Annotated in this window: 11 protein-coding genes and 1 tRNA gene; 10 read left to right on the top strand and 2 right to left on the bottom strand. The window is 69.1% G+C overall.

The features are described from left to right. Positions 1 to 10: 10 nt before the first annotated feature. The 3 genes from FV242_RS02410 to FV242_RS02400 all read left to right on the top strand — a co-directional run bounded on the left by FV242_RS02410 (position 11) and on the right by FV242_RS02400 (position 2,187). Positions 11 to 1,210: an FAD-dependent monooxygenase gene (locus FV242_RS02410; protein WP_147937822.1), complete on the top strand. Its 1,200-nt coding sequence runs from the start codon at positions 11 to 13 to the stop codon at positions 1,208 to 1,210. Between the two features lie 34 nt (positions 1,211 to 1,244). Further along, positions 1,245 to 1,331, top strand: a tRNA-Leu gene (locus tag FV242_RS02405). Positions 1,332 to 1,914: 583 nt separating this feature from the next. Beyond that, positions 1,915 to 2,187: a hypothetical protein gene (locus tag FV242_RS02400; protein ID WP_147937821.1), complete on the top strand. Its 273-nt coding sequence runs from the start codon at positions 1,915 to 1,917 to the stop codon at positions 2,185 to 2,187. Positions 2,188 to 2,267: 80 nt separating this feature from the next. On the opposite strand, the gene FV242_RS02395 is transcribed toward FV242_RS02400, so the two are convergent. After that, positions 2,268 to 2,642 carry a hypothetical protein gene (locus FV242_RS02395; RefSeq protein ID WP_246692574.1) on the bottom strand — a complete coding sequence of 125 codons (375 nt, stop codon included), beginning with the start codon at positions 2,640 to 2,642 and terminating at the stop codon, positions 2,268 to 2,270. Positions 2,643 to 3,009: 367 nt separating this feature from the next. On the opposite strand from FV242_RS02395, the gene FV242_RS02390 reads away from it, so the two are divergent. Then, positions 3,010 to 3,573 (top strand): hypothetical protein, encoded by a 564-nt coding sequence (locus FV242_RS02390; RefSeq protein ID WP_147937820.1) that lies wholly within the window; start codon positions 3,010 to 3,012, stop codon positions 3,571 to 3,573. Positions 3,574 to 3,742: 169 nt separating this feature from the next. Next, positions 3,743 to 4,099, top strand: coding sequence for a hypothetical protein (locus FV242_RS02385; RefSeq protein WP_147937819.1), 357 nt, complete (start codon positions 3,743 to 3,745; stop codon positions 4,097 to 4,099). A gap of 191 nt (positions 4,100 to 4,290) precedes the next feature. Here the strand turns inward: FV242_RS02385 and FV242_RS34300 are convergent, their stop codons facing one another. After that, positions 4,291 to 4,464, bottom strand: a complete 174-nt coding sequence (locus tag FV242_RS34300) for a hypothetical protein (protein ID WP_187278311.1) — start codon at positions 4,462 to 4,464, stop codon at positions 4,291 to 4,293. 1,411 nt (positions 4,465 to 5,875) lie between these two features. Between FV242_RS34300 and rpoN the strand changes: the two genes are divergently transcribed. The 5 genes from rpoN (at position 5,876) to FV242_RS02355 (ending at position 13,569) form a co-directional block, all read left to right on the top strand. Next, a complete protein-coding gene (rpoN, locus tag FV242_RS02375) occupies positions 5,876 to 7,447 on the top strand; it encodes an RNA polymerase factor sigma-54 (RefSeq protein ID WP_147937818.1) in 1,572 nt (523 codons plus the stop codon). A gap of 78 nt (positions 7,448 to 7,525) precedes the next feature. Further along, positions 7,526 to 8,902 carry a bifunctional UDP-N-acetylglucosamine diphosphorylase/glucosamine-1-phosphate N-acetyltransferase GlmU gene (gene glmU / locus FV242_RS02370; RefSeq protein WP_147937817.1) on the top strand — a complete coding sequence of 459 codons (1,377 nt, stop codon included), beginning with the start codon at positions 7,526 to 7,528 and terminating at the stop codon, positions 8,900 to 8,902. A gap of 557 nt (positions 8,903 to 9,459) precedes the next feature. After that, positions 9,460 to 10,392, top strand: coding sequence for a bile acid:sodium symporter family protein (locus tag FV242_RS02365; RefSeq protein ID WP_147937816.1), 933 nt, complete (start codon positions 9,460 to 9,462; stop codon positions 10,390 to 10,392). A 168-nt stretch (positions 10,393 to 10,560) separates the two neighbouring features. After that, positions 10,561 to 12,387, top strand: coding sequence for a glutamine--fructose-6-phosphate transaminase (isomerizing) (gene glmS, locus FV242_RS02360; RefSeq protein ID WP_147937815.1), 1,827 nt, complete (start codon positions 10,561 to 10,563; stop codon positions 12,385 to 12,387). A gap of 24 nt (positions 12,388 to 12,411) precedes the next feature. After that, complete coding sequence (locus tag FV242_RS02355; protein ID WP_147937814.1) at positions 12,412 to 13,569, top strand: M20 family metallopeptidase; 1,158 nt, start codon at positions 12,412 to 12,414, stop codon at positions 13,567 to 13,569.

Below are 13,569 nucleotides of genomic sequence, written 5' to 3'. Positions count from 1 at the left end.
ACACCCCACATTGCCCACGGACAGTCGAACGCCCTTTGAAATCGGGATCGTCGGGGCCGGGATCGGCGGTCTGACCGCCGCCCTGGCGCTGTCGGATGCCGGGCATTCCGTGACGGTGATCGAGCGCCGCACCGGCTTCAGCGAAGTCGGGGCCGGGATCCAGGTCTCCCCGAACGCCAGCCGGGTGCTGGCCGGCCTCGGCCTCTCGACGGCGCTGCGCCGGGCCGCGAGCGAGCCGCCGGCGGTCGAGGTCCGCGCCCTCGACAGCGGCCGGAGGATCGGCGGCGTCAGCCTCGGCGGGCCGGCGCAGCAGCGCTTCGGTGCGCCCTATTACGTGATCCACCGGGCCGACCTCCAGACGCTGCTGCTCGACGCCCTGCGCAGCCGCCCGGCGATCCGGCTAATGATGGGCCGCGCGATCACCGGGCTGGCCGAGACCGGTGCCGGCGCCGTCCTGACCGCCGAGAGCAGCAGCGGCGGCGCGCAGGCGTTGCCGTTCGACCTCGTGATCGGCGCCGACGGCCTGCGCTCGCGCCTGCGCGGCCATCTCGACGCGGCTCCGATCCGGCCGGGCCGCGCGGCCGCATGGCGCGCCCTGATTCCGAGCGAGGCGGTGCCGGAGGCGCTGCAGGGCCCGGCCACCGGCCTGTGGCTCGGCCGCGGACGGCACGTCGTCCACTACCCGGTGCGGAGCGGGCGCTTCCTCAACGTCGTGGCGGTGGTGCCCGAGGCGGTGGGCGACGAGGATTGGGGCCGCCTCGGCGAGCCCGCCGTGCTGCGCGCCCATTTCCGCGGCTGCGCCGGGCCGCTGCGCGACCTGCTGGGCCTGCCCGATTCCTGGTTGGTCTGGTCGCTCGCCGACCGGGCCGTGGCCCATCCGATGGCCTCAGGCCGGGTCGCGCTGATCGGCGACGCCGCGCATCCGGTCCTGCCCTACCTGGCCCAGGGCGCGGCCCTGGCGATCGAGGATGCCGCCGTGCTGGCGCGGTCGCTGACCGACCACGCGGACGTCCCGGTGGCGCTCGCGGCTTACGCCACGGACCGCACCGCCCGGGTCCGGCGGGTTCAGAAGGCCGCCCGCGCCAACGGCCGGACCTACCACGCCGGCGGCCTCGTGGGCCTCGCCCGCAACGCCGTGATGGCCCGCCTCGGCCCCGACGGCATGCGCGACCGCTACGCCTGGCTGTACAGCTGGACGCCCCCGGCTTGATCGCGTGCCCCGTCGCGGCTACCGAGGGGATCATGCGGACGTGGCGGAACCGGTAGACGCACGAGACTTAAAATCTTGCGGCCGCAAGGCTGTGCGGGTTCGAGTCCCGCCGTCCGCACCAACACTGGGCAGGTTTCGGGGTACCCGGCCGAACCGGTCGGGGTATTATCCGGGGTCACAGCAAAAGCTGCGTGATGGCCGGCGCTCATGCCCCTTGGGACTTCGATCGCCCGCACGCTGCCAAATGATCTGCGAGCGACGCCGCTCCGGGATCCGAGACCGAGCTTCGAATCAGGCTTGATGCTCAGTGGCATGACGATCTCGCCCGAGAAAGAACTGAAGCCACCAGCAGCAATGCCGATTTGGCGCGTGGACGATCCCTGCGATGGCAGGGGGAAACGATTTGGCCCTGCTGCACGCCCAACGGGACTTAAACCCGCGGCACGCCATCGTTGACCCGTTTGCTAGCGCCCGCGCCGCGACTGTTATGCTACCATGCGCACAGCCCTTGCAGTCCTCGCCTTCGTTGTCGCTGCAGATAGGGCACAGGCTCAGACGATCCAAAAGGCTATAGAGGCCAGGCAGTTGCGGTCCGCGGGATCCGGTGCGTCGATTCAGGCCGCGATGGGTTCGTGTGCGAGGCGGAAGCAGACGGTCGACGCCTCCGGCTGGATGCGTCCGGGCTCGGCGGGACGACAGATGCGATGGCCGAGAAGCTGATCGGCCCGTGCAATGGGCTCGCGGCGCTTGCCAAGCCCATCTGCACCGTCGATGTGGCGTTCACCCCGACCGGCTCTGGCTTCGAGGCTGTGGTGACGATCATCAAGACGTCCGAGATCGAGGTCACTGCATCGCGGCGGCGACGACCGGGAGGCTGCAGTAGCGGCACGCGCCGGCGCGCGGCCGCGCAAGGACACCCGAGCCCGGATCCTCGCCGTGCTCACGAGAGAACCCGCAACCGCCAGGCAAATCGCTGAACGTGTGGGGATCCGAGGAGGGGACCGGGGCAGGGAGGCTACCCTGGGGCTGGCGCGCCTTGAAGCTGAAGGCCTGGCGATCAGGGAGGAGGTGCGGCGGCAGATTCCGCGCTGGCGGGCGGTTCCGGCCGTTCTCGCCGCGCCACGATCCGACAGCGATCCCGAAGCGTGACCTCGTGCTTCGGCCACAGCTCGCACGCGGTCTCGAACGCGGCCCGCGCCATGGCGATCGGATAGATCACCGCGAGTTGCGCCTCGACGCAGCCGCCCGTTTCCTTCCAGACCTCGATGGTGAAGGGCACGCCCGGCGGGACCGGTGTCGTCGGACGCGCGGGCGGCGGCAGCGTGATCGCGGCCAGACACAGGTGCTCGTATTTCCGCGCTGGCGGCGAGCCGGGCGGGCGCTGGTACCGGCACGAGGCCGTCAGGATGCGCAGGATATCGAGCGTCGACACATCGGGCCCGAACCGCTCCCGGAGGCTCGCGACCGAATACCGGCCGGATCGCTTGCAGGACGAGCAATCCACGTAGACCCGCCCGGGCAAAACATCCCGCAGAGACCCCACCGCCATCGCCTCCGTTCTGGAACGAAGGCGGAACATGCCAGATCCGGCCGCGCGGTTCAGCGGGGCGCGAACTCGGCCGGCGACACGGTGGTGGAGAGCTGTGGATCGCGTTGAAGAACGCCAGCGCTATCAGGCGCTTCGAGCGCCCTTCGGCCTTGCCGTCTGTTCAGCGCCTGGGAGGGTGCCGCGCATTCTTTCGGCTGCGCGCCGTCCTGGATGGCTTGCCGGAAATCGGGCCTCGGGTAATCCTACCGGGATGCGCACCGCCCTCGCCGCCCTCGCCTTCGCCGCCGCCACCGGTGGGGCCAACGATAGGGCCTACGCATGGGACGACTGCGAGGCGATCGCGCTGCGCGACGTCCCGGCCATGGAAGCGCCTGACGCGATCCTGGCGAAGGGCGAGCTCGATGGCGGCATCACGCAGTACCGGATCAACAAGGCGACGAAGCGGGCCGTGTTCTGCTCCCACGGCGGCCACTGCTACCCGACCCACCTGACTGTGAAGGGCGAGACGGTCGAGGCGTTGCGCCTCACCAACTGCAAGATCGGCCCGAAATCGAACGACCAAGATGACGAGGAGACCTATTATCCCGTCGACATCATCCGCGAAAAGTTCACGCCAGGGCAGCTGCGTCGGTATGATTCGGAAGACACCCTGGCGCGGATTGGCCTCTGCTCGGCATGCGTCGGCGATGTGGCGAGCCAGTATCTGGACAAGCCGACCTCGCGATGCGGGCTCCTGGTCGAGAGCGCCTTCGAGGGCGATCCGAAAGCGAAAGCTGCCCTCCAGAGCCCTCCGAACGCCTGCCAGAAACAGTGAGGGGCTGTTTGCCCACGCCGGCTGACGCTCCCGCGTTGTGCGCTCGGCCTCGGCTCCATCTGCCCCAGGGGCAGACCATTTCTGGGGTCGGTCGATCGCGAAGGCGACCGCTTCATCGAACCACCCTTCGCCGAAAGCGTTCTAGCCTCGCAATGGGGAGGAAAACCGAATGAAGGTGATTTCAGCGGCCGTCTTGGGTCTGGCACTGCTGGGCAGCGTGGCTCCGGCCTTCGCACAGCCCTATGGCGGGCGCGACTACGATCGCGGCGACTATGGCTCCCGCGACAGGGGCTACGGAGATCGCGGGTATGGCGACCGGGGCTATGGCGATCGTGACCGCCGCGATTACGATCGGGATAACGACCGAGGATCGCGAGGCCAGCGTGGCGACTACGCTTTCAACGAGGCGGAGTATCTGCGCTGTAACCCGGACGTGCGCCGGGCGGTCATTGGTCGAGCAATCAAGTCCGGTCTGGAACACTACCGGAAGGTCGGCATGGCGGAAGGCCGTAAGCTGAGCTGTTGATCGAGAGGCGTCGGCACGGTCCTGAGTGACCGGCCGCGAAAGGCCCGCGCCGGCGAACCGGGCGGGCTTCTCCGATCCAACGCCGCTGGGGATAAGCCTCAGACCCGGTGAGCATCGATCGCAGATGCACACAAAGGAAAGCCCGCCGCGGCGCTGAGCCGGGCGGGCTTTTCTCAACCGAATTGAGATCTTCAGATCTTCACGGCCTCGGCGGCCATATTGGACCGCAAGGCCTCCGGGAGATCGGCGAAAGCGTGGTACCCGGCAGCCTGCGCGGCAACATCGAGTGCGCGATCCGCACTCTCAGCCTTACCCGTCCAAAGCACTGCCCTGCTGCTCTTCTGCCTCACCTGAAAGATGGTCATGGGTACCTCATGCCAAAGCGTTCTGCTGTTAAAGCGGCACCCGCCTAAGTCGGTTCCACGGATCGCCGTCCAGACGCCCGCCGACGGGGATCACGCCAATCCTACCGATCATTAGGCGACCTACGAAAAAGCCCCGCGCGGCGGCTGCCGGCGGGGCGAAGGTTGTGACCTCGAACTCGGGGGAGTCTGAAATCGCGTCGGCCATACCCTGGATGCTGACGAAGATAACCTCGTCATGGCGCCGCACCCACCATGTCTCCGATGCGGGCACACTCGATACGACCGACTTGGTAGGGGCTTTTAGAAGCCTCCTCGGCCTCCATACCCATATCCGTGGCCGTAACCCCGGCCATAACCGCGACCGTAGCCCCGCCCACCGCCGTAGCCGCGGCCATACCCTCTCCCATAGCCATAGCCGCGCCCGTAGCCGCGCGGGCCGCCATAGCCGTGGCGGTGACCGCCGAAGCCGGGTCCGAAGCGGGGCCCCCCGTAGCCATACTGGATTTCTTGCACCGCAGAAGCAGCTTCCGGTACGGCTCCGATGCCGATCTGAGCCGCTGAAGCTTGCATGGGTGCGATAAACAAGCTGGCTGCGAACAGCCCAGCTGTCAGTGCCGGTACTTTGAACAAACGCTTGCTCCTGGCCACATCCCCAGGTTGAGGCGGCGGCTTTGACCAACCCGAGAGCGGCTCATACCGTTCCAGTCGCTCGCCATCCGCTGCTCGTGAGGTTCACCGCACGGTTCTTGAAAACTTGCGCCGCACGGCCGTGCGGGTTCGAGTCCCACCGTCCACATCGGGGGCTGTTTCGATTGCAACGCCTCCGACCAACGGCGTGGCTGCACCAATCATCCTCGCGCATCTCTCCAGCGTAGGCGGCAGCCCTGAGGGCAGGTTCTTGCCGATCCACCGGCTCCCCCCTGTCGCAGGTGGGACGGAACATCGCGCAGATTCGTTTCAGACAGCCGAAACCTTCGCGAAGAGCGGACGAAGCAGCACACCCGGGAATGATTAACTTTAAAGTTTTTATCATTTCTAAACAATACCAAATACAATGCTTGCAAAGCCTGCTCAATTGACTATTTTTACTCCACAAATTCTCGCTTCAGTCGTATTATGTGGTCTGACATTTCTGCGGTAGCCTGAACCGATGACGCGCACCTGCTCCTGAGCGGCGGCGCTCGCTAAGAGCTTCGTTAAAGCTTCATCACGAGATTGGAGACCCATCGGATGTGGCTCCGGCACCACGAGCCGGTCCCGATCAGGCATTTGCCAACACCCATGAGCTGCCACGTACTTTGACGGGCGCGGGAGATCGGTTTAGAGGTGATCGTGCACGACAAGCAATAACCATGCCGCTGGCAGCGTCGCCCGGCCGGTCGTTCACGCTGAAAGGGCATTGGGGCCTCTTATGAGTTTGGTGCAACGGCTGGAAGTGCGTCAGGGCCAAGCCCTGGTAATGACGCCGCAGCTCCTGCAAGCGATCAAACTCCTGCAACTGTCGCATCTCGATCTCGCCGCCTATGTCGAGACCGAGCTGGAGCGGAACCCTCTTCTGGAACGCGCCGAAGCCGAGGGTCCCGCGACCGGTGACGCTGAAGCGGCCGGTCCGTCGAGCGAGGCCTCAGGCGAGTCGTTCGACGCATCAGATCCCGATTCGCGGCAGCCGCCGGAGCTCAATCCGAGCCGCGGTGAGATCGAGACCGATTTCGACGCGCGGCTCGACAACGTCTTCCCCGACGACGCCCCCACGCAGGTCCAGGAATCCTCTGCGGGCGACATGCTCTCGCTGACCCCGCCGCCCTACGGCAGCAGCGGCGGCAGCTTCGATTCCGAGGCGCCGGATTTCGAGGCGGCCCTGACGGCCGAGATCTCCCTGCGGGACCACCTCGCGGGCCAGCTCGAGCTGGCGACGCGGGATCCGGTGGAGCGGCTGATCGGCGGCTTCCTGATCGACGCGGTCGACGAGGCCGGATACCTGCGCGAGACGGTGGAGGGCGTGGCCCAGCGCCTCGGCGCGGACGCCGACACGGTGGCTCGGGTGCTGACCCAGGTCCAGAGCTTCGACCCGCCCGGCATCGCCGCCCGGGACCTCGCCGAGTGCCTGGCGATCCAGCTGCGCGAGCGCGACCGGTATGACCCGGCGATGCAGGCCCTGGTCTCCCGTCTCGACCTCGTGGCCAAGCGCGATTTCACCGCCCTGCGCCGTCTGTGCGGCGTGGACGATGAGGATCTCGTCGAGATGCTGGGCGAGATCCGAAGGCTCGATCCAAAGCCCGGACGGGCCTTCGGATCGAGCGCCGTCGAAGTGCTGATCCCGGACGTGTTCGTGCGCGCCGCCCCGGACGGGTCCTGGCTGGTCGAGCTCAACGGCGAGGCGCTGCCGCGGGTGCTGGTCAACCAGAGCTACTATGCCCGGGTCGTGCGCGGCGCCTCCGCCGAGGGCGACAAGGCTTTCCTGTCCGAGGCGCTGCAGAACGCCAACTGGCTCACCCGGTCGCTGGAACAGCGTGCCCGCACGATCCTGAAGGTCGCCACCGAGATCGTGCGCCAGCAGGACGGGTTCTTCGTCCACGGCGTCACGCATCTGCGCCCGCTGAACCTCAAGACCGTGGCCGAGGCGATCGGCATGCACGAATCGACCGTGTCCCGGGTGACCTCCAACAAGGCGATCGGGACGAGCCGCGGCACCCTGGAGATGAAGTACTTCTTCACCGCCGCGATCCCGGGCGCGGCCGGCATGGCGGCCCATTCGTCGGAAGCCGTGCGCCACCGGATCAAGCAGCTCGTCGACGGCGAGACGCCGGACGACGTGCTCTCCGACGACGCGCTGGTGCAGAAGCTGCGCGGCGAGGGTGTCGACATCGCCCGCCGGACCGTAGCCAAGTACCGAGAATCGTTGCGGATCCCGAGTTCGATCGTGCGCCGCCGCGAGCATTACGCTCACGGCTCGGCCCATCACGGGGCTCTGGCACTGCGCTGAGACTCTGCGGGACGGCCTTGCGCCGCGCCGCCGTCCGGCTCATCGGTCGCGCGCCGAATCACGACGCCCGGACCCGCGATGACCCCGACCGCCCAGCCACCGCGCAGCCTCACCGCCATCGTGCTCGCGGCCGGGAAGGGCACGCGGATGCGCTCGGCCCTGCCGAAGGTGCTCCACCGGGTCGCCGGGCGCAGCATGCTGGGCCACGTGCTGGCCGCCGTGCAGGCGGCGGGCGCCGGCCGGATCGCCGTGGTGGCCGAGCCCGGCCGCGACGACGTCGCCGGCGAAATCGCCCGGGAGGCACCCGGCGCGCAGGTCTTCCCGCAGGCCGAGCGGCTGGGCACCGCCCACGCGGTGCTGGCCGCCCGGTCCGTGCTCGAAGGCCCCGACGACGACGTGGTCATCGCCTTCGGCGACACCCCGCTGATCAGCGCCGAAACCTTTCTCCGCCTTCGCGCGCCCCTGGCGGAGGGTGCAGCGGTTGCCGTCCTCGCGTTCGAGAGCCCGACCCCGACCGGCTACGGCCGGGTGCTCACCGACGGCAGCCGGGTCCTGGCGATCCGCGAGGAGAAGGATGCGAGCCCGGCCGAGCGGGCCGTGACCCTGTGCAATGCCGGTCTCATGGCCTTGGGAGGTCGGCACGCGCTGGCGCTGCTCACGCGCATCGGCAACGACAACGCCGCCGGCGAATACTACTTGCCCGACGCGGTGGCGCTCGCCGTCGCGGACGGGCTCTCGGTCACGGTCGTGCCCGTGGACGAGGCGGAGGCGCAGGGCGTCAACGACCGGGTCCAGCTCGCCGTCGCCGAGGCCGCGATCCAGGTCCGGCTGCGCCGCAGCGCCATGCTGGGCGGCGCTACGCTCGTCGCCCCCGAGACGGTATTCCTGAGCCACGACACGATCCTCGGACGCGACGTGGTGGTGGAGCCGCACGTCGTGTTCGGGCCGGGCGTCCGGGTCGGGGACGGCTGCACGGTGCGGGCCTTCGCGCACCTCACCGACACCGTACTCGAAGGCAGCGTTCGCATCGGGCCGTTCGTGCGCCTGCGTGGCCATGCCGTCCTCGAGACCGGCGCGGAACTCGGCAACTTCGTCGAGCTCAAGAACGCTCGGATGGGCCCGGGCGCGAAGGCCGCACACCTCACCTATCTCGGCGACGCGGAGGTTGGCGCGAAGGCCAATATCGGCGCCGGCACGATCACCTGCAATTACGACGGCGTGCTCAAGCACCGGACCACGATCGGCGCCGGCGCCTTCATCGGGTCGAACTCGGCCCTGGTGGCCCCGGTCACGGTCGGGGAGGGCGCCTACGTGGCCTCCGGCTCGGTCATCACCGACGCCGTGCCCGACGGCGCCATGGCGATCGCCCGTGGCCGACAGGTGGTGAAGCCGGGCTGGGCTAAGCTGAAGCGGGCGGCGCTGCTCGCCGAGAAGGCATTGCGCGGGGGGCGTTGACGCCCGCGGATCCGGGGCCGGCTCTCGATCCGCTCAGTCGTGCGATTGTTGATTGCGACCGATGTCGGTCGCCCGGCATTTTTGGCTCGGGGCGGCGTCCCTCGGCTGCCCCGAAGGTAGCGGACGTTCCGTATCCGCCGCATCTCAATTGATCAGGCAAAGAGCCAGCGGCCCAGATGATTGTAGTAAGACCTGTCCCAATTTTCATAACAACGTCACACCATTGACCGGAGGCATGCTGAGCGCATGCCTGCAGGCGGGTGTCGGGATATGTGTGCTGGGGCGACGCTCCGATCACGGCATGACGACCCGCGGGCGATCCCGCCTGTCCGTTCACCACGTTAAGGTGGCCGTTCAGCCTCCGACCTTTGCCGGTCGCGCGAACTATGGTCCGCCCGTCCCGGAAGCCGCCCCTCGATTCGGTCGCGCTGAACAACCGCCGACGCCCCGGCAGGGAGAGCTTGACCCGACAGCGATACCCTGCGGGACGGCTGCGCTTGACGCACATCGGCGCAGCTGGGACACGGCCGCCGCCCTTCCGGACATCGACCCGCACGATGCTGCTCAACCGCTTGTTTCCCGTCTGCGCCGTCCTGGCAGCGGCCACGGCCTATTTCGCGCCGAACGTGTTCCTGCCGGTGCTCCCGCACGTCGCAATCTTGCTGGCCGTGATCATGTTCGCCCTCGGCGTGACGCTGACGCCCGCGGATTTCGGCCGGATCCTGGCCCGGCCCGCGCCGGTCGCGGCCGGGGTGGTCGTCCACTACCTCGTGATGCCTGCCGCCGCCTGGGCCATCGCCCACGCCCTCGGCATGGGCACCGAGCTCACGACCGGCATGGTGCTGGTCGGCAGCGTCGCCAGCGGCACGAGTTCCACCCTGATGGTCTACATCGCCGGTGGCGATGTCGCGCTGTCGGTGACGATCGCCACGGCGTCGACGCTGGTGGGTCTCGTGGCGACGCCGCTGCTGGTGCGCCTCTACGTCGACGCCGCCGTGCCGGTGGACGTGGCGGGGCTCCTGGCCAGCCTCGTGGAGATCGTGGCCGCGCCGGTGGCTCTGGGGCTGGCGCTCAACCGGCTCGCGCCGCGACTCGTCGGGCGCATCGAGCGGGCTCTGCCCGCCGTGTCGATGATCGCCATCCTGCTGATCATCGGCGCCGTCGTGGCCGGCAGCGGGGCGAGCATCGCGGCCGTCGGCCCACTCGTGCTGCTGGCGGTAGTGTTGCACAACGGAGCCGGTCTGGTCTGCGGCTACTGGAGCGGGCGCCTGCTCGGCTTCGATGAGGGCACCTGCCGAACCTTGGCCCTGGAAGTCGGCATGCAGAATTCCGGCCTCGCGGCGGCGCTGGGCAAGCTCTATTTCTCGCCGCTGGCCGCCCTGCCGGGCGCGGTCTTTTCCGTCTGGCACAACCTGTCGGGCTCGGTACTCGCCAGTCACTGGTCGGGACGGAACGCAGCCATCGTCACGCGCGGGCCCGCGCCCTCATAAAAGAACCGCCGAGGCGACCGCGCACATCAGCATCGATTCGGCCGGGGCTGGCCCTGCGCGGCCCTGATCCGGTACACGTGACGCTCGGCTCGGCGGTGAGCGAACGGCCCGGAGCTTGCGCGGCGCGTCCGCGCGCGGCCACCCGGGCGTCAAAGCGAGAGACATCCCATGTGCGGCATCGTCGGCATCGTCGGGCGCGACGCGGTGGCGGGGCAGGTGATCGAGGCCCTGCGGCGGCTCGAATACCGCGGCTACGATTCCGCCGGCATCGCCACCCTGGAGCACGGGCAGCTGGCGCGCCGCCGCGCCTCGGGCAAGCTGGTCAACCTGGAGGCTCGGCTCGCGCAGGAGCCGCTCACCGGCACGATCGGCATCGGCCACACCCGCTGGGCGACCCACGGCCGGCCCAACGAGACCAACGCCCACCCGCACGCCACCAAGCGCCTCGCCGTCGTCCATAACGGCATCATCGAGAATTTCCGCGAGCTGAAGGCCGAGCTGGAGGCCGACGGCATCGTGTTCGAGAGCCAGACCGACACCGAGGTCGTGGCCCAGCTGGTCAGCCGCAACATGGACCGGCAGATGAGCCCGGTCGACGCGGTCGCCGCCGCCCTGCCGCGGCTGCGCGGCGCCTTCGCGCTGGCCTTCATCTTCTCCGGGGAGGAGAACCTGCTGATCGGCGCCCGCCACGGCGCGCCGCTCGCGGTCGGCTTCGGCCAGGGCGAGACCTATCTCGGCTCCGACGCCCTGGCGCTCGCCCCGTTCACCGACGCCATCACCTATCTCGACGAGGGCGACTGGGCGATCCTGACTCGGGACGGCGCCGAGATCCGCGACCAGTCCGGCGCCCGCGTCGAGCGCCCGCGCCAGAAGATCGCCACGCAGGCCTACCGGATCGACAAGGGCGAGTACCGCCACTTCATGGCGAAGGAGATCCACGAGCAGCCCGAGGTGGTGGGCCGCACGCTCGCCCACTACGTCGACATGGCCAACGGCCGAGTGATGCTGCCCGAGGCGCTGCCGTTCGACTTCGCCAAGCTCAGCCGCGTCTACATCACCGCCTGCGGCACGGCGTTCTATGCCGGTCTCGTAGCGCGCTACTGGTTCGAGCAGGTGGCGCGCTTACCCGTGGAGATCGACGTCGCCTCCGAGGCCCGCTACCGCGAGGCGCCGCTCGAGAAGGACGGGCTGACGCTGGTCATCTCGCAATCGGGCGAGACCGCCGACACCCTGGCCTCGCTGCGCTACGCCAAGAGCCAGGGCCAGCACACGCTCAGCGTCGTCAACGTGCCGACCTCGACCATCGCGCGGGAATCCTCCGTGGTGATGCCGACGCTCGCCGGCCCCGAGATCGGCGTCGCCTCGACCAAGGCGTTCTCGTGCCAGCTCACCGTGCTGCTGTGCCTGGCCATCGCGGCCGGCCGGGCGCGGGGCACGCTGGACGAGGCCGGGGAGCGCCGGCTGGTGGACGCTCTGATCAAGGCGCCGGGCCTGATGGCGGAGGCGCTGACCCGCGAATCGGAGATCGAGCTCCTGGCCCGGGACGTCGCGAAAGCGCGGGACGTGCTCTATCTCGGCCGCGGCACCAGCTACCCGATGGCGCTGGAGGGCGCGCTGAAGCTGAAGGAGATCAGCTACATCCACGCCGAGGGCTACGCGGCGGGCGAGCTGAAGCACGGTCCGATCGCGCTGATCGACGAGAGCGTGCCGGTGATCGTGATCGCGCCCCACGACGCGGTGTTCGAGAAGACGGTGTCGAACATGCAGGAGGTCGCCGCCCGGGGCGGGCGGATCGTGCTGATCGGCGACGCCAAGGGCGCGGCCGAGCACGGGCTCGACACCATGGCCACCGTGACCATGCCGGACCTCGACCCCACGGTGGCACCGATCGTGTACGCGGTGCCGATCCAGCTGGTAGCCTACCACACCGCGGTGTTCATGGGGAAAGACGTCGACCAGCCCCGGAACCTCGCCAAGTCGGTCACCGTGGAGTAGCCGCACCGACCAACAGGGACCCCGATGACCGAGAGAGACGCCGCCGCGATCCGCTGGCTCGAAGGACAGGAGGGCGCCATGCTGGCCCTGCTCGAGGAGCTGGTGAACATCGATTCCGGCTCCTACGACAAGGCCGGGGTCGACGCGGTCGGCGCCCGCATCGCGTTCTTCCTGGCCGAGCACGGCGTCTCGGTCACCACCATCCCGGTGGAGGATTACGGCGACGCGCTGAAGGCGCAGGTCGCCGGATCCGGCGGCGCGAACCGGCCGGTCGTGCTGATGGGCCACCGCGACACGGTCTTCCCGAAGGGCGAGGTCGCCCACCGGCCGTTCCGGATCACGGAGGGCCGCGCCTACGGGCCGGGCGTCGCCGACATGAAGGCCGGGCTGGTCATGAACGCCTTCGTGCTGGCGGCCTACCAGCAGGCCGGTGGCGCGCCGGTGCCGCTGGTAGGCCTGTTCACGAGCGACGAGGAGATCGGCTCGCCGGCCTGCCGGCCGATCATCGAGGAGACCGCCCGCGGCGCCCGCGCGGTGCTCAACGCCGAGCCCGGCCGGCCGTCCGGGAATGTCGTCACCGGCCGCAAGGGCGGTGTGTTCATGCACCTGGAGGTCCACGGCAAGGCTGCCCATTCCGGCGGCAACTACGCCGACGGGCGCAGCGCCATCGGCGAGCTCGCCCACAAAATCACCGCGCTCCACGCGATCACCGATCTCGACCGTGGCATCACGGTGAATGTCGGGCTGGTCTCGGGCGGCCAGTCGGTAAACACCGTGGCGCCCCGGGCGACCTGCGAGATCGACCTGCGCTACGTCACCCCGGCGGACCGGGACGCGGCCATGGGCCGGATCGCCGCGATCGTGGACGGTGCGACCGTGCCGGATACCCGGGCGCAGCTGACCATCAAGGGCGAGTTCCTGCCCCTGGTGCAGGACGAGGCCTCGCGCGCGCTGTTCGAGACCTACGCGCGGGGCAGCGCGCAGCATGGCGTCCGGATCGAGGGCGAGTTCGCCGGCGGCTGCGCCGATTCCGGCTTCACCGCGAGCGTCGGGTGCCCGACGCTGTGCGCGGTCGGGCCGGTCGGCGGCAAGGCGCACTCGCCCGAGGAATATCTGGAGGTGGCGAGCCTCGTCCCGCGGGCGCGCGCCATCGCCGAGACGGTCTCGGCGATGGCGGCCTGA

Origin of the sequence: Methylobacterium sp. WL64, from assembly GCF_008039945.1 — a bacterium.
In the GTDB taxonomy this organism is placed as follows: Bacteria; Pseudomonadota; Alphaproteobacteria; order Rhizobiales; family Beijerinckiaceae; genus Methylobacterium.
This window is presented reverse-complemented; position numbering and strand designations above follow the sequence as displayed.